The sequence below is a fragment of the Thalassolituus hydrocarboniclasticus genome, from assembly GCF_025345565.1.
Classification (GTDB): Bacteria; Pseudomonadota; Gammaproteobacteria; order Pseudomonadales; family Oceanobacteraceae; genus Venatoribacter; species Venatoribacter hydrocarboniclasticus.
In genome coordinates this window covers 491,240-507,313 of the sequence record NZ_CP054475.1, presented here as the reverse complement: position 1 = coordinate 507,313, position 16,074 = coordinate 491,240, and the positions used below count along the sequence as shown (strand labels likewise).

17 protein-coding genes are annotated in these 16,074 nt (G+C 52.8%); 5 read left to right on the top strand and 12 right to left on the bottom strand.

Annotation, left to right across the window (positions count from 1 at the left end; all coding sequences use genetic code 11):
* Positions 1-130: 130 nt before the first annotated feature.
* Genes HUF19_RS02085 through HUF19_RS02075 form a run of 3 tightly spaced genes read left to right on the top strand, consistent with a single transcriptional unit; the run spans position 131 to position 2,556 of the window.
* The gene (locus HUF19_RS02085) at positions 131-1,498 is read left to right on the top strand and encodes a leucyl aminopeptidase family protein (RefSeq protein ID WP_260998278.1); all 1,368 of its coding nucleotides are present in this window, start codon (positions 131-133) and stop codon (positions 1,496-1,498) included.
* Between the two features lie 41 nt (positions 1,499-1,539).
* Positions 1,540-2,160: a trimeric intracellular cation channel family protein gene (locus HUF19_RS02080; protein ID WP_260998277.1), complete on the top strand. Its 621-nt coding sequence runs from the start codon at positions 1,540-1,542 to the stop codon at positions 2,158-2,160.
* A 24-nt stretch (positions 2,161-2,184) separates the two neighbouring features.
* On the top strand, positions 2,185-2,556 hold the full coding sequence (locus tag HUF19_RS02075; RefSeq protein WP_260998276.1) for a hypothetical protein: 372 nt from the start codon (positions 2,185-2,187) through the stop codon (positions 2,554-2,556).
* Positions 2,557-2,593: 37 nt separating this feature from the next.
* Here the strand turns inward: HUF19_RS02075 and HUF19_RS02070 are convergent, their stop codons facing one another.
* The 3 genes from HUF19_RS02070 to HUF19_RS02060 all read right to left on the bottom strand — a co-directional run bounded on the left by HUF19_RS02070 (position 2,594) and on the right by HUF19_RS02060 (position 6,616).
* Positions 2,594-3,259: a carbonic anhydrase gene (locus tag HUF19_RS02070; RefSeq protein ID WP_260998275.1), complete on the bottom strand. Its 666-nt coding sequence runs from the start codon at positions 3,257-3,259 to the stop codon at positions 2,594-2,596.
* 110 nt (positions 3,260-3,369) lie between these two features.
* A complete protein-coding gene (gene oadA / locus HUF19_RS02065) occupies positions 3,370-5,181 on the bottom strand; it encodes a sodium-extruding oxaloacetate decarboxylase subunit alpha (protein ID WP_260999454.1) in 1,812 nt (603 codons plus the stop codon).
* Between the two features lie 19 nt (positions 5,182-5,200).
* On the bottom strand, positions 5,201-6,616 hold the full coding sequence (locus HUF19_RS02060) for an acetyl-CoA carboxylase biotin carboxylase subunit (protein WP_260998274.1): 1,416 nt from the start codon (positions 6,614-6,616) through the stop codon (positions 5,201-5,203).
* Between the two features lie 136 nt (positions 6,617-6,752).
* Here HUF19_RS02060 and HUF19_RS02055 point away from each other — a divergent pair, with 136 nt between their 5' ends.
* Positions 6,753-7,709, top strand: a complete 957-nt coding sequence (locus HUF19_RS02055) for a LysR family transcriptional regulator (RefSeq protein WP_260998273.1) — start codon at positions 6,753-6,755, stop codon at positions 7,707-7,709.
* Between the two features lie 48 nt (positions 7,710-7,757).
* Here HUF19_RS02055 and HUF19_RS02050 read toward each other — a convergent pair whose 3' ends face one another.
* From HUF19_RS02050 to HUF19_RS02040, 3 genes are all read right to left on the bottom strand, one after another.
* Entirely contained in the window at positions 7,758-7,883 is a 126-nt protein-coding gene (locus tag HUF19_RS02050) for a hypothetical protein (RefSeq protein ID WP_255606124.1), read from the bottom strand.
* Between the two features lie 38 nt (positions 7,884-7,921).
* Entirely contained in the window at positions 7,922-8,131 is a 210-nt protein-coding gene (locus HUF19_RS02045; protein ID WP_145470949.1) for a hypothetical protein, read from the bottom strand.
* Positions 8,132-8,204: 73 nt separating this feature from the next.
* The gene (locus HUF19_RS02040; RefSeq protein WP_260998272.1) at positions 8,205-9,185 is read right to left on the bottom strand and encodes a GlxA family transcriptional regulator; all 981 of its coding nucleotides are present in this window, start codon (positions 9,183-9,185) and stop codon (positions 8,205-8,207) included.
* Between the two features lie 108 nt (positions 9,186-9,293).
* Between HUF19_RS02040 and HUF19_RS02035 the strand changes: the two genes are divergently transcribed.
* Entirely contained in the window at positions 9,294-9,836 is a 543-nt protein-coding gene (locus HUF19_RS02035; RefSeq protein ID WP_260998271.1) for a thioesterase family protein, read from the top strand.
* Between the two features lie 45 nt (positions 9,837-9,881).
* Here HUF19_RS02035 and HUF19_RS02030 read toward each other — a convergent pair whose 3' ends face one another.
* From HUF19_RS02030 to rlmB, 6 genes are all read right to left on the bottom strand, one after another.
* On the bottom strand, positions 9,882-10,268 hold the full coding sequence (locus HUF19_RS02030) for a phage tail sheath C-terminal domain-containing protein (RefSeq protein WP_260998270.1): 387 nt from the start codon (positions 10,266-10,268) through the stop codon (positions 9,882-9,884).
* A complete protein-coding gene (locus HUF19_RS02025) occupies positions 10,222-11,400 on the bottom strand; it encodes a phage tail sheath subtilisin-like domain-containing protein (RefSeq protein ID WP_260998269.1) in 1,179 nt (392 codons plus the stop codon). The genes HUF19_RS02030 and HUF19_RS02025 overlap by 47 nt, the downstream gene beginning before the upstream one ends.
* A gap of 233 nt (positions 11,401-11,633) precedes the next feature.
* Positions 11,634-13,187, bottom strand: coding sequence for an alkyl hydroperoxide reductase subunit F (gene ahpF / locus HUF19_RS02020; protein ID WP_260998268.1), 1,554 nt, complete (start codon positions 13,185-13,187; stop codon positions 11,634-11,636).
* A gap of 235 nt (positions 13,188-13,422) precedes the next feature.
* Complete coding sequence (gene ahpC, locus HUF19_RS02015) at positions 13,423-13,980, bottom strand: alkyl hydroperoxide reductase subunit C (protein ID WP_145470856.1); 558 nt, start codon at positions 13,978-13,980, stop codon at positions 13,423-13,425.
* A gap of 190 nt (positions 13,981-14,170) precedes the next feature.
* The gene (locus HUF19_RS02010; protein WP_145470854.1) at positions 14,171-15,253 is read right to left on the bottom strand and encodes a mechanosensitive ion channel family protein; all 1,083 of its coding nucleotides are present in this window, start codon (positions 15,251-15,253) and stop codon (positions 14,171-14,173) included.
* A 74-nt stretch (positions 15,254-15,327) separates the two neighbouring features.
* The gene (gene rlmB / locus HUF19_RS02005) at positions 15,328-16,071 is read right to left on the bottom strand and encodes a 23S rRNA (guanosine(2251)-2'-O)-methyltransferase RlmB (RefSeq protein WP_225692440.1); all 744 of its coding nucleotides are present in this window, start codon (positions 16,069-16,071) and stop codon (positions 15,328-15,330) included.
* Between the last annotated feature and the right edge of the window lie 3 nt (positions 16,072-16,074).

Below are 16,074 nucleotides of genomic sequence, written 5' to 3'. Positions count from 1 at the left end.
CGATATCCCCCAGGACAATGCTGACAGCGGTTTATCTGTGACCTACACCAAGGTCTCTGGCAGCGATCATTCTGTAATTTGCGGGAATTACCTATACTGTGAACATTATTTTCAGTAGTCCGGAGTTTCCATGTCTGATGTTTTAGCCGCAGGCCAGCAAGGTATCCCTCTTACCATTCTTGAAAGCAGCGATTTTCCGCGCTGGCTGGAGCAGCAGGCAGACGGCGTAAAAGCCTGGCTGGAAGCCTGCGGCTACAGTGGCAAGGGAGTACAGTTATTACCGGCAGCCAATGGCTCCCTGCAAAGCGCGCTCTTTGTCTGCGATAACCTCGACGATATGTTTGCCTGTGGCGAGCTGGCCAATCTGCTGCCCGCCGCGGATTACGTGATCGACAATATCAGCGATACCGATCAGTTAATCAGCATTGCCTTTGCCTGGGGCGCTGGCGCTTATCGCTTTGAGCGTTATGTAAAACCGGGTAAGCCACAGGCGCGTTTATTACTGGCCGACAGCGGCGCACTGGCGTATGCCCAACAGCTGGTCAGCGCTACCCGTCATGTGCGTGATCTGGTGAATACTCCGGCCGCCGATATGATGCCGCAGCATCTGGCGGCTGCTCTGGAAAATCTGGCAAAAGAATTTGGCGCGCAGTTTTCACAGGTCGTCGGCGATGATCTGCTGAGCGAAAATTATCCGATGATTCATGCGGTCGGGCGCGCCAGTGCCCATGCTCCGCGCCTGCTCGATCTGCGCTGGGGCGATGAAAAACATCCGCTGGTCACTCTGGTGGGTAAAGGTGTGTGCTTTGACAGCGGCGGTCTGGATTTAAAACCTGCCGATGCCATGCGCACCATGAAGAAAGATATGGGCGGCGCGGCCCATGTGGTTGGTCTTGCTTACCTGATTATGGCGCAGCAGCTGCCGGTACGTTTACGCGTGCTGGTTCCGGCGGTTGAAAATGCCGTCAGCGCTGACAGTTTCCGTCCCGGTGATGTGCTGAATACACGCAAAGGCTCAACCGTTGAAATTGACAACACCGATGCCGAAGGTCGTCTGGTGCTGTGTGATGCATTAACCGAAGCGGTCAGTGAATCACCGGATCTGGTCATCGACTTCGCCACGCTCACCGGCGCCTGCCGGGTAGCTCTGGGTACTGAATTACCGGGTTTCTTTACCAACCAGATGCAGCTGGCTTCTGATTTAATGCAGGTTGGTCAGCGCATTACCGATCCGGTCTGGCATCTGCCTTTGCATCAGGCTTATCGCGATTCTCTGAAAAGCGACATCGCTGATCTGGTGAACTCTGTACCCGGGCCTTTTGGTGGTGCAATTACCGCTGCGCTGTATCTGGAGCATTTTGTTGATAACACGCCCTGGGTGCATTTTGACGTAATGGCCTGGAACCGCCGCAAATTACCGGGCCGCCCGGTCGGTGGCGAAGCCATGGGCATGCGCGCCGTTTTCGCTTATCTGCAGAACCGTTATGCAGCGCAATAAGCGCTGCTGTTTTTTACATTAGTTAAAACCGGGCGATCACTATGGTTCTGAGCACCGCTGAAGTGATGTACTGGTCAACGATGTTTGCCTCGATTCTGTCCGCTTCTGCCGGTGTGCTGGATGCGCGCAGCAAACAGTTTGATCTGTTCGGTATTATGATTATCGCGTTTTGTGCCGCCCTTGGTGGTGGCACCCTGCGCGATACCCTGCTCGACCGCACCGTATTCTGGGTAGCGGATTCCAGCTACCTTATTTTTACCTGGTTTGGCGCACTGGCCACTTTTTTTCTCGCACGCTGGATTAAATTATCCGGCCGCTGGTTTGTGGTTCCGGATGCTGCTGCACTCGGTTTATATACCGTCGCCGGAACGCAGGCAGCACTGGGCGTCGGTGCCGATATGCTGGTCGCTTCTTTTATGGGTGTTATTACCGGAGTTGCCGGCGGTATCCTGCGCGACATACTGCTGAATCAGGACCCTTTGGTATTTCAGGGCCAGTGGTATGCCACTGCAGCCTGGAGTGGTTCGCTGCTCTATATCCTGCTGATTCACAATGACATTAATATCGGTGCGGCTGCATTAATTGCCGGAATATTTATTTTCCTGCTGCGCCTGAGCGCCATCCGCTGGAATCTGGTATTACCGCGCTATAAAGAGAAATAAATTCAAATCTTCAAAGGAATGAGCATGACTTCTAACCTGTTACCCTCTCTGCTGCTGTTAACCGGGCTTACTGTTGGCACAGCCTACGCTGCACCAGAATTGCCACTGGCTGATGGCCAGTATGTATTTCAGCAGCGCTATGCCGAGCACCCACAGATGCAGGGCATCAATCTGGATACCGAAATAAAACAGGGAAGGATCTCTCTGACCAACAACGACAGTGACGGCGTATTTCCGTTGGGATTAATTGATGAGGGAGAGCTGTACTGGCATGCCCGCTCCGGCCAGTGGATTATTATCTATGAACCGCAGGATAAAGAGGCAAAGGATGTTGGCGGTTGCAGCGACGGCCCGGCCGTCGTTGATCTGGAGAATAAAATTTACTGGACCTGCTGAATACAGAATCATGGCCGGTAAAAACCGGCCATGAGAGTTATTCGCCAACGCGCGCAATAATATCGGCGTATTGCTCAGAGAAGTCGTTGAAGGTATCGCTGTTATGGCTGCAGCAGCGGATGCCGCCACTCTTAATATCGTATACCCAGCCATGAATGCTCACTTTCTGCGTCGACAGCTTAGCCGCCACCACCGGGTGGGTACGTAAATGCTGAACCTGCTGCAGTACGTTTTCTTCGATGGCTTCGTTCAGGTGTTCATGGCCAAGGCACATATCCGATGGAATGTCGTTACGTTCACGCACAATTTCCATCGCCGAACGGCAATGACCCAACCACTCTTTAACATGCGGCAAGCCTTTCAGCTTGGTCATATCCAGAGCACCTTTAATCGCACCGCAGTCGGTATGGCCGCATACAATAATATGACGCACACCGAGCACGGCTACGGCATATTCGATAGAGGCTGTCATACCACCGGTTTCGTTCGAATGCGGGGGAATAATATTGCCGGCGTTACGACAGATAAACAGATCACCGGGAGCGGACCCTGTCACCATATTCGGATCGATACGGGAATCCGAGCAGGTAATAAACAGCACATCCGGGCTCTGACCATCGTCTGCCAGCGTGCCAAACAGGTCTTTCTGCTGCGGATACACATTCTGCTTAAAATTCAGTACACCACGTATCAACTTTTCCACTGCAATCTCCCCTTATCAACGGCGCTAAGAATACGGTATTCCCTCCGTAAGAAACATGATTTTCTCAGCGGACTGTTGTGCCGCTGAAGACACAACAATCCGCTTTGGCATCAGCCGATTTCGACCAACACTTCACCCGGAGTCACACGGTCGCCTTTGCTCACATATACCGCTTTTACCGTACCGGCGATATTGGCATGAACTTCGGTTTCCATTTTCATCGCTTCGGCAATCAATACCGACTGGCCGGCTTCGACACTGTCGCCTTCTTTAACCAGTACATCGACGATGTTGCCCGGCATTGCTGCGGTCACATGACCAGGCTCGGTCGCTCGCTTACGGCCATGATTGCTGCCACCTGCGGCAACGTATTCGTTCAGCGATTCAAAAATCACTTCTTCCGGCATACCGTCCAGCGACAGGTACAGTTTGCGTTTACCGGCACCGGAATCGCCAACACCGGTAATAGCCACTTCGTAGCTTTCGCCGTGTACATCGATGCGGAATTCGGTTGCCACCGCTTCGCCCATCCGGCCTTTGCCTTTCTGATCCGGTGGCAGCAGTTCTTCCGGCTTCAGAGTGCCATCGGCACGCTGCTGCAGGAACTCACGGCCCAGATCCGGGAACATGGCGAAGGTCAGTACGTCTTCTTCACTTTGTGCCAGAGCACCAATGTCATCACGCAGCTTGTTCATTTCCGGGCTTAATAAATCCGCCGGACGGCCATCATTAACGCTCTCATTACCAATGGCTTTTTTCTGCAACTCAGCATTCACCGGCGCCGGCGCGGCACCATAGCCACCCTGCAGGTAACGCTTAACTTCGTTGGTGATGGTTTTATAACGCTGACCCGCCAGCACGTTATATACCGCCTGAGTACCAACAATCTGTGAGGTTGGTGTTACCAGCGGAGGAAAACCAAGGTCTTCACGCACCCGCGGAATTTCGGCAAACACCTCACGGATTTTATCCAGCGCGTTCTGTTCTTTCAGCTGATTGGCCAGGTTGGACATCATGCCGCCCGGCACCTGATTAATCTGCACGGAAACATCTTCGCGGGTAAATTCACTTTCAAACTGGTGGTATTTTTTGCGCACTTCACGGAAGTAATCGGCAATTTCACCCAGTAATTCCAGATCCAGACCAGTGTCATATTGCGTGCCTTTTAACGCTGCAACCTGCGACTCGGTCGCCGGATGACTGGTACCTGAGGCAAAGGAAGAAATCGCGGTATCGATACGGTCAGCACCGGCTTCAATCGCTTTCAGCTGACACAGCGGTGCCAGACCGGCCGTTGAATGGCTGTGAATAACCAGCGGTAAATCGACTTCGGCTTTAATCGCTTTTACCAGTTCATAAGTACCGTACGGCGTAAGCAGACCCGCCATATCTTTAATGGCAACAGAGTCGGCACCCATGGCCTGCATCGCTTTGGCCTGTTCAACAAAGAGCGCTGGCGTGTGCACCGGACTGGTGGTGTAGCAGATGGTGCCCTGCGCATGTTTACCGGCTTTTTTAACCGCTTTCATCGCAGTTTCGATATTACGCAGATCGTTCAGCGCATCGAATACACGGAATACATCAATGCCGTTATCCGCCGCTTTCTGCACGAACGCTTCCACCACATCATCGGCGTAATGACGATAGCCGAGCAGGTTCTGGCCACGCAGCAGCATTTGCAGACGGGTATTGGGCAGCGCTTTTTTCAGCTGACGCAGACGCTCCCACGGGTCTTCTTTAAGGAAACGCACACAGGCATCAAAGGTGGCGCCGCCCCAGACTTCCAGCGACCAGTAGCCGACTTTATCCAGCTTGTCGCAGATTGGCAGCATGTCTTCGGTGCGCATACGGGTCGCAATCAGTGACTGGTGTGCATCACGCAGAACCACATCGGTGACTTCAATCTTTTTCACGTTACTCATCATTCATTCCTCCTGCGGATTACCAGCCGGCGTGTGCGGCAATGGCTGCGGCAATGGCCAGCGCAACTTCGCTGGGGTGACGTTTTTCTGAATAATTCAATAATTCCGGATGGGTCGGCACAAAGCTGGTGTCGAATTCCGCCCGTTTAAAATCGGCATTGCTGAGAATCTGCTGGTAATAGTGCGCGGTGGTTTTAATACCGTGCAGACGCATGTCATCCAGCGCGCGCTGTCCACGGGCAATCACTTCTTCCCAGGTCAGCGCCCAGACCACCAGTTTTAAACACATGGAGTCGTAATACGGCGGAATTTCATAGCCGGTATAAATGGCGGTATCGACCCGTACACCCGGACCACCCGGTGCGTAATAGTGAGAAATACGGCCAAAGCTTGGCAGAAAATCGTTTTTCGGGTCTTCGGCATTAATACGGAACTGCAGGGCAAAACCACGATAGGCAATATCTTGCTGGCGATAACTGAGCGGCAGGCCAGCGGCAATGCGCAGCTGCTCACGCACAATATCCACCCCGGTGATCTGCTCGGTAATGGTGTGCTCAACCTGTACGCGGGTATTCATTTCCATGAAGTACACTTCGTTGCCGGTCAGCAGGAATTCGACCGTACCGGCATTTTCATAACCAACGGCGGCGGCCGCTTTCACCGCCAGCCCACCAATATACTGGCGCTGCTCCGGTGTTAATTGCGGGCTTGGCGCAATTTCAATCAGCTTCTGGTTACGGCGCTGAATAGAGCAATCGCGCTCGTACAGATGCACCACATTGCCGTGGCTGTCGGCCAGAATCTGCACTTCGATATGACGCGGGTTAACGATGCACTTTTCCATAAACACATCGGCCGAACCGAAGGCTTTGGTGGCTTCGGAAATAACCCGCGGGTACTGGGATTTTAATTCGTCGGCAGAATCGCAACGGCGGATACCGCGACCACCACCACCGGAAGTGGCTTTCAGCATCACCGGATAACCAATCTCGGCGGCCAGTTTCAGCGCTTCATCCAGATCGGCCAGATTACCGTCGGAACCCGGAGTAATAGGTACGCCAGCAGCGCGCATGGAATCACGGGCCTGGGTTTTATCACCCATTTTGTGGATAACATCCGACTTCGGCCCGATAAAGGTTACCCCTTTCTGTTCACACAGGCGGGCAAACTCAGCGTTCTCTGACAAAAAGCCGTAGCCCGGATGAATGGCATCGCAGCCGGTTTCCAATGCCAGATTCACAATGCGCAGCGGATCGAGATAACCAGCCAGCGGATCTTCACCCAGCATATAAGCTTCGTCCGCACGCTTAACATGCAGCGCATAGCGGTCCGGTTCGGTATAGATAGCCACCGAGCGGATGCCCATCTCGGCGCAGGCGCGCACGATACGGACGGCAATCTCGCCGCGGTTAGCAATAAGAACTTTCTTCAGCATGGGGAACTCCTCGTTCGTAGTCCCTGAGTGAAAGGGTCAGATCAGCTTAGACAACACCAGACCAAAGCAAAAATTGATATTTTTTACCCAACCTATAAGGTATTACTTATATATAAAGACCAATGAGCAACATAACATGCCGCTTAGCGTACACAAATTAGCCAGCCGCCTGACTTTTCGCCAGTTGCAGGTATTCCACGCAGTATATGAACTGGAAAGTTACAGTAAGGCGGGCGAGCTGCTCGGGCTGACCCAGCCGGCGGTCAGCAGCCAGATGCGCCAGCTGGAGCAGGCGCTGGAAATGCCCTTATTTGAATATGTCGGCCGTCGTTTATTTGTAACAGCGGCCGGGGAGAAGCTGGCTCAGAGCGTACTCGGCATTTTTGGCGAACTGCGCCGGCTGCAGACCGATCTGGCCGAGCTGGATGGTAAAGTGGCTGGCGAGCTGAAACTGGTGGCGGTGAATACCGCGCAATATGTGGTGCCGTATCTGTTACGCGCCTTTCTTAATCTGTATCCGCAGATCAATGTCAGCGTCAGCGTGGTGAACCGCGCTGCAGCGATTCAGCGCCTGAACGATAACCGTGACGACCTGGTGATTATGGGCATGGTACCCAGTGAGAAGCCGCTGGCCTCGCTGCCGTTTCTCAATAATGAACTGGTGCCGGTGGTGCCGGCCGGACATCCGTTACTGCAACAGCAAGCGGTCAGCCCGCAGGAGTTTCTCGACAGCAACCTGCTGATGCGCGAGGCCGGTTCCGGCAGCCGCCTGGCACTGGAAGTTCATTGTCAGGAGCAGCGTCTGCGACTGAAACCCAGCATGGAAATCGGCTCGAACGATGCGGTAAAACACGCAGTGATTGCCGGCCTTGGCGTAGCCGTACTGCCTAAACTCAGTATCCTGCCGGAGCTGGAATTAGGGACATTACAGGTACTGAATATCAGTGGTTTTCCACTGCGCCGCAGCTGGTGTGTGGTGTATCCGCAGGCCAAACATCCGACCCCGGCGATGAAGGCTTTTATTGATTATATTCAGCAGAATATTAAACAGTTTGAGCAGACATTTTTGCGCAATCCGCAACTGAAATCCTGAGCAAAAAAAACGACACCCGCGGGTGTCGTTTTTTATATCAGCCGGCGATTAAGCGGCTTTTTTCAGCTTTTTCTTCAGCACTTTCAGTTTGCTTTCCTGCTTGGAGATCTTGGCCTTACGCGCTTTGATCTCTTTTTTCAGGCTGACGACTTTCTTGGATACTTTCTTAGACATAACAAATTCCTTCTTTATTCCGATGGGTGCGTTAAGCACTATGACTCTTCAGTCTGCTGATTCTTCCGGATAAAACCGCGGATAAATCGCCGGATTTCACGGGCTGCACTGGTGTCCAGCTCTTCACACAGAGCAAGAAACTGCTCCCGCTCTTCGCCATTAATACGGATAAGCAGCTGCGCATCATTCTTTACAGCTTTGGCCTTTTTACTGCGGCCAGTTTTGGCTGAAGCCTTTGCCTTATCCACGACGCCTGAAACCCAATAAGATGAAGAGAACTTAATGATATACATTGTATATCATAATGCAATACGTTAGTTGTTAATCAGACGGCTGCGCTCTGACCTTTGGCTGAAACTGTTTACGATAAGCCGCCGGTGATAACCCTACCCGCTGGCGGAAAAGACGGCGGAATGAGTTGCTGTCTTCATACCCAACCGCCAGCGTGATGCTGTCAATGGTCATGCGGGTCGATTCAATCAGCTGCTTGGCTTTTTCTATGCGCAGCGCCTGCAGATAAGCCAGCGGCGCCTGCCCCGTCGCCTCTTTAAAACGCCGCTTAAAGTTACGCACACCAAAGCCGAAACGACTGGCCAGCTCATCGATGACCAGCGCTCCGGCAAAGTGTTCATCCAGCCAGTTCTGTACTTTCAGAATCTCCTGATCGCTGTGATTTTTCGGCGCCGCCCATAAGGCATAGGGGCTTTGCGCGCTGCGGACATTGTCGATTAATAGATAGCGGCTGCAGGTTTGTGCCAGCTCTAATGAAGCAAAACGGCGTATAAGGTGCAGCAGCAGATCCAGCACCGCCGTCGCTCCGCCACTGCTGATCAGCTGGCCGTCTTCGCACAGCATTTGCTGCTCATCCAGCCTGACCTGCGGAAAGCTGCGCCGGAACAGCCCGGCGAAAGCCCAGTGAGTCGTCACCCGCATACCGTCGGCAAGACCGCTTTCGGCCAGTAAAAACGTTGCATTACACATGGTGGCAATCGTCGCCCCCTGACGGTAACGCTCCCTCAGCCAGGCCCGGTAGCGGCCAAATTCCGGCATTGCCTGCTGCAGACTGAAGAGAAACCCCGGAATCACAATCAGATCGGTCTGACGAATATCAGTTATCCCACCGTCCACGCTCAGCTGCTGACCGGCTGACGCTGCTACCGGCAAACCGTCCAGCGACACCGTACGCAGCTCAAACAGCGGCTTCTCCTGAGCGGCAAACAGATTGGCGGCGTAAAAAATCTCCTGCGCCATGGTCGCACTGGCCGCAGAACACTGGTCAGCCAGCAACAAAGTAACGTGCATAATGCCCTCGCTTGCAGATATCGCATGGAACAAGTCATTTATGCATATACAACGCCGGAACCGCAAGCCTTAGACTGCCCGCCTGTTTAAGCAGTCAGGAAAATAAAGATGAATCTCTGGTTCCGTTTGTTATTGATGTTGCTGCGCCGCCCGTGGCGCAAGCCGGTCGGCGGCCTCGATACCACGGTGGTGAAAATGCGCGTATGGCCACTGGATCTGGATTTTAATCGCCACGTAACCAATGGCCGTTACTTCACCATGGCCGATGTCGGGCGTATGGATTACGTATTACGCAGCGGCGCCTACAAAGTGGCTCTGCGCCATAAAGCGTTCCCGATTGTCGGTGATGTCTGGGGAAAATTCCGCCGTGAGCTGCGGCTGTTTGAGGCCTTCGAAATTCACAGCCGTATGCTCGGCTGGGATGATAAATGGGTCTTTGTTGAACACCGTTTTATACGCAAAGAACGCGTGATTGGTGTGGTGATGATGCGTGGCCTGTTCCGTTCGGCAAAAGGATTGGTCGACCCGCAGGAGTTTATCGCTGAGATGAACCTTGATCCGCAATCACCACCGCTGCCAGACTGGCTCAGCGCCTGGTCAGAAAGTTGCGACGGAATGAGCTCCCAGCTGCGCGAGGAAGAGCTCTGCTGAAAAAAACTGGCCGGAATTACCGGCCAGTCAGCGTTTCCGGCAGCATCAGGAATCTGCCTGCTGCTGCTCAAAGTTCAGCACAATAAATTCCGCAGGACGAACCAGTGCTACTTTTACACTAACCCGCAGCCAGCCATTCAGAATATCGTCACTGGTCATGCTACTCCCCAGCCCGACCGCAACCGAAAATGCATCACTGGAAGAAGCACCCTGCAGACCACCTTCTTTCCAGATACTGGTGAGAAAACTCTCAATCATAGCTTTTACAGCGCCCCAGGTGCTGGCATCGTTGGCAGAAAAAATATAATTTTCCATGCCCTCCTGAATTGAACGCTCAAGAAAAATCGCCGTGCGCCGCACCGGAATATAACGCCAGTCCTGACTGTTACCATCCAGCGTGCTGGGCGCCCCAGACCAGAATTCCCTGACCATTAAAAAAACGAATAGCGTTAATGGATTTACCGGAAACCGCATCAACATTCAGGTCAGCCTGTTGCTCATCCGTTAAACGGATAGGCAATACAGCAGCGCCAACGATGCTGACATTAGCTGGTGCACGCCATACGCCCTCGTTGCTATCGTTAAGCACATAAATGCCAGCCATTGCCGCACTGACCGGCAAAATATTGACCTCGGTATTCAGTCTTTGCTGCAAACTGTTATATCGCTTACTGGCATTCCGTAATGCTATATCGTGCTGGCGGATCTGTGCTGCTGATGGCTCTGCTAAGGCTGCGATATCCGCCAGAATGCGGCTGACTGCCGATGCACCATCAGACTCGGCATGAAGGAACGCCGCCAGTTGATGCAGATTACCGCCGAACAGATTGGTGTAATTCAGCTCGTTACTTCCCACCATCGTGGTGCCGATAAACGGATAATAGCAGGCAGCATTTTTCAGCCCGTTACTGCCCGTACTTTCACGAAAATTCCGGATATCTTCGCTGTATAACAGCGGGTCAGGATTGCGCCCGCCAATCACATCGAACAGACAGAACGGATACTCCAGCTGTTCAGCCTGCAACAGCATGGCCTGCATCAGTGTTGCATTTTCTGCCACCGGCAGCAGTGTTGCGTCCGGACACAGGTACAGCGTCGGCTCCGATTCTTCTGCCAGAACCTGAAGACCACGCAAAAGGTCAGCGAGCAGAATATTCGGATTAATAATCGCTGCCTGCGCGTTGCTTAAGGGGTTTCCGCTCGGCTTACCGTAATTTCCGACCGATACAACATAAGCACTGCCACCCCCGTTTTCAAAAAACAGCCGCATACTGTTACACAGGTAATACACCGTTGCCGGGTCGGGCAGAAGTTCGTAATTATCATCTCCGCCCTGTGGGTAATACTGTACCGGCTGGAGTGCGTCCGGATGCATAAAGCGTGAGACAAATTCTTCATAAGATTGTACAAGCACCGCTTTATTCAGCAGTGACTGACCGCTTAATTGTGCCGCAGGCGTATAACCGATAAACGCAGGAATAGCGGTTGCACTGGGCACAACCGAATCAGGAAAGGTGTTTATCTCATTGATATAAACACCCGGGGTTTTGACTGTCGTGGTCATAGTGGCTCCGTGCGCTGCTGTCTGTCCGTGAATGACTGAGCATGCCTGAAGTGGCTTTATAGTCAAGAAACACTCCTGAACCCTGCTTCTCCGAAAATCCGTTTCACAGCAGTCGACTTTGATGTGATTAAAAACAAAAACGGCCCGGCAGCAATCATTGCTACCGGGCCGCGGGCTGCTTGTCTGTTCCCAACAAGCATTCAGGGTGCTGAATTTTTAAATTATGCGGTCGCTCAGTTGCGGATTAAGTAATCGAAGGAACCCAGTGCAGCCGTTGCACCTGCGCCCATCGAAATAATAATCTGCTTGTACGCCACGTTGGTGCAGTCACCTGCAGCGAATACGCCCGGTACATTGGTCTGGCCATGACCGTCGATAATAATCTCGCCACGCTCAGTCAGGTCGACCGTTCCTTTCAGGAATTCGGTATTCGGCACCAGACCAATCTGTACGAAAATACCCGCCAGTTCGATCACATGGCTCTCACCGGTATTACGGTCCTGGTATTTAATCGCCGTTACCCGCTCACCGTCACCAATCACTTCAGTGGTCATCGCCATTTTAATAATGTCGATATTGGCGGTGGCTTCGGCTTTTTTCACCAGTACCGCATCAGCACGCAGTACATCGGAAAATTCCAGTACGGTGACGTGCTCGACAATACCCGCCAGGTCAATGGCAGCTTCGATACCGGAGTTACCACCACCGATCACCGCAACGCGCTTGCCTTTAAATAACGGGCCATCGCAGTGTGGGCAGAAACATACGCCTTTGGCTTTGTATTCCTGCTCGCCGGGTACGTTCATTTCTCTCCAGCGTGCACCGGTGGCGAGAATCACCGACTTACCCGCCAGCACCGCACCGTTTTCCAGTTCGACTTCGGTTAAACCGGAATCGGTTTTGCGTACCGCAACGGCTTTCTGGGTTTTCATCACATCCACGTCGTATTCTTTAACGTGTTCTTCCAGATGAGCGACCAGCTTCGGACCTTCGGTGTAAGGCACGGAAATAAAGTTCTCGATACCGACGGTATCGGATACCTGACCACCAAAACGCTCGGCCACCAGACCGGTACGGATGCCTTTACGTGCAGCGTAAATTGCAGCTGAAGCACCTGCCGGGCCACCGCCAACCACCAGCACATCAAACGGATCTTTATCGGCCAGCGCCGCCGCGGCTTTGGCATCGGCGTCGTCATCCACTTTATTGAGGATTTCCGCCAGCGTCATTTTACCGTTGGCCAGCACTTCACCATTCAGGTACAGCGAAGGGACCGCCATAATATTGCGCTCTTTCACTTCGTCCGGAAATACGCCGCCGTCGATCATGGTGGCGGTCACGTTCGGATTCAGCGCGGCCATTAAATTCACTGCCTGTACAACATCAGGACAGTTGTGGCACGACAACGATACATAGACTTCAAAGTTCAGGGTGCGCGTCAGGGATTTTGCCTGATCCTGCAACGCCTGATCTTCTTTCGACGGGTGACTGCCCGCCTGTAATAAAGCCAGTACCAGCGAGGTAAACTCGTGGCCCATTGGCACACCGGCAAAGGCCACACGGGCTTCGCTGCCCGCTTTGGCAATGGTCATTACCGGAGAACGGCCACCGATTTTTTCGTTAGTGATCGTCAGGGAAATCTGATTATTCAGTTCTGCGATTTCACGCGCCAGGGTTTCCAGTTCTTTGGATTTTGGCGAATCATTAACAGACACCTGCAGTTCAATCGGATTACGCAGATTGTTCAGGTAGGTGCCTAATTGTTGTTTCATATTTGCATCAAGCATGGAAATACCGTCCGATTGAAGATTTTTAAAACGGCTCCGGAAAACCGGAGCCGGGTATTGCAATTACAGTGTCGGCCCGCGTCCCGAAGCCGGCAGCATTTGGCAAATGCCGGCCCGAAGCGTTGGCGAGGCCGACAGCGCTAGGCAAAAGCCGATGAAGAAGCAGAGCTTAGTGGACTAAGTGAGCATTCTGAATCGGCTTTTAACAACGCGATGTCAACGCAGCCAGCTTCGATTAAATTTTGCCGACAAGATCCAGAGAAGGAGCCAGCGTCGCTTCACCTTCTTTCCACTTAGCCGGGCACACTTCACCTGGGTGAGCAGCAACGTACTGAGCAGCTTTTACTTTACGCATCAGGTCGTCTGCATCACGGCCGATACCTTCAGCAGTGATTTCCATCGCCTGGATAACGCCCTGTGGATCAACCAGGAAAGTAGCGCGGTCTGCCAGGCCCTGACCTTCACGCATTACACCGAAGTTGTTGGTAATGGTGCCGGTCTGGTCGCCAACCATGTAGTAGTTGATCTTACCGATGGTTTCAGAGCTGTCGTGCCATGCTTTGTGGCAGAAGTGAGTGTCGGTAGACACAGAGAATACTTCTACGCCCAGCTTCTGCAGTTCTTCGTATTTGTCAGCCAGATCGCCCAGTTCGGTCGGGCATACGAAAGTGAAGTCGGCTGGGTAGAAGAAGAATACTGCCCACTTGCCTTTAACATCAGCTTCGGTGATTTCTACGAACTCACCCTGTTTAAAAGCGGTTGCTGCAAATGGTTTGATTTCAGTGTTGATCATGTGGTCTTACTCCATAGGTTTGTGTTGGGAACAGGATCTATAGTAGGGGTATGCTCTTGATTAGTTAAATTGATCTTTTCAAAGAAGGCTATTAGGTATAGCTATTGAACCGTTTAACTAACAGTCCGGAGGGTAAGTGCTCTGCCCTTGAAATGAAGGGCAGAGGTTGCCGGGCAGAGCCAGAGCCTTGTCAGCGCTGGGCCGGAGCCGTACCAGCCAGTTGCGGCGGTAAAGAATCGACATGCAGCGTGCGGGTCGGGAAGGCGCAGTCGCCACCCTTCTCGTGGATGATATTCAGTACTTTCAGCAGTACATCCTGCTTGATCTCGTGGAACCTTACCCAGTCGGTGGTTTTGGTGAAGGTGTAGATAAAGAAATCCAGACTGGATTCACCAAAGCTGTTGAAGTTCACGATCATGGTCTGGTTATTATCAATTTCCGGATGTTCGCGCAGCATGGCACGCACGCCTTCCATAATCGCCGGCAGATGACGCGAATCCTGATAGCGGATACCAATGGTTTCGTAGATACGGCGGTTGGTCATGCGCGATGGGTTTTCCACCGAGATATTGGTAAACACCGAGTTCGGCACATACAGCGGACGCTTATCAAAAGTGCGGATACGGGTTACGCGGAAGCCGATATGCTCTACCGTTCCTTCGATGCTGCGGTCCGGCGAACGCACCCAGTCACCGACTTTGAACGGGCGGTCGAGATAGATAATCAGCGAGCCGAAGAAGTTGGCCAGCAGATCTTTGGCGGCCATACCGACAATCAGACCGCCGACACCACCAAAGGCGAGGATGCCGGAAATGGATATGCCCAACAGCTGAAAAATCGGCAGAATAATCAGAATGGTCACACTGAGTTTGGCCACCTTACCCACCAGCTGTACCGTGGTCGGATCGATGCCATTCACAATCTGCCGTTCTTCCACACGGTTAATCAGACGCCACAGCGCCCAGGCGGTGAGAATAATCAGCGCCAGCTGACGTACCACCGGAATACTGGAAATAATTTCAGAAGAAAAATGACCTGCGGTAATGTCGGCAATCCAGGTCGCACCAATGGCAAAAATAATCCAGCTGATAGGAACGCCAATGGCCTCCAGCACAATATCGTCCCAGCGGTTCTTGGTCGCCAGCGCCAGCTTAACCAGACGCTTGCGGGTAAAACGCCATGCCGCACCGGCAATCAGCGTGATACTCAGGGCAATGCTGACATCCCAGAACCAGTCATAATTCTGTGAAATTAATTCGTTCCACCACTCCACGCAGAAGACTCCATTTATTCAGAGGGAATTTTGCGCAGACAGGCAACAGCGGTTACCTGCCCGCAAACCGGTACTCAGCTCAACTGACGCTGACGCACCGCTTCAAACAGACAAATGCCGGTAGCCACCGACACGTTAACAGAGCTGACTTCGCCAGCCATCGGAATATTCACCAGATAATCGCAATGTTCACGGGTCAGACGACGCATACCCGCACCTTCTGCGCCCATAACCAGAGCTGTTGGCCCGGTAAAATCCTGCTGATAAATGCTGTGCGTTGCTTCACCGGCGGTGCCGACAATCCAGATACCGCGTTCCTGCAGTTCTTTCATGGTGCGCGCCAGATTGGTGACCTGAATATAAGGCACGGCTTCGGCTGCACCACAGGCCACCTTGGCGGCTGTTGCATTTAACGGTGCGGATTTATCTTTCGGCGCAATCACTACCTGCACGCCGGCGGCGTCTGCCGTACGCAGACAGGCGCCCAGATTATGCGGATCGGTAACGCCGTCCAGAATCAGAATCAGCGCATTGCCACTGATACCGTCGAGAATATCCGGCAGGTGTTTCTCGTTTTTATTCTGCACCGGCTTACGCCAGGCAATAATGCCCTGGTGATTACCTTCATCGGCTTTCTGATTCATCAGGCCTTTATCGGCCTCACGGATATCCAGCCCCTGTTCGGCAGCCAGTTCCAGCACGCGCTGCATACGCTGGTCCTGACGGCCTTTCATCACCCACAGCTCCACCACCTGATCCGGACTGCGCTGCAACAAGGTGGTAACGGCATGCAAACCGTAAACGGCTTCTAACTTCATTGA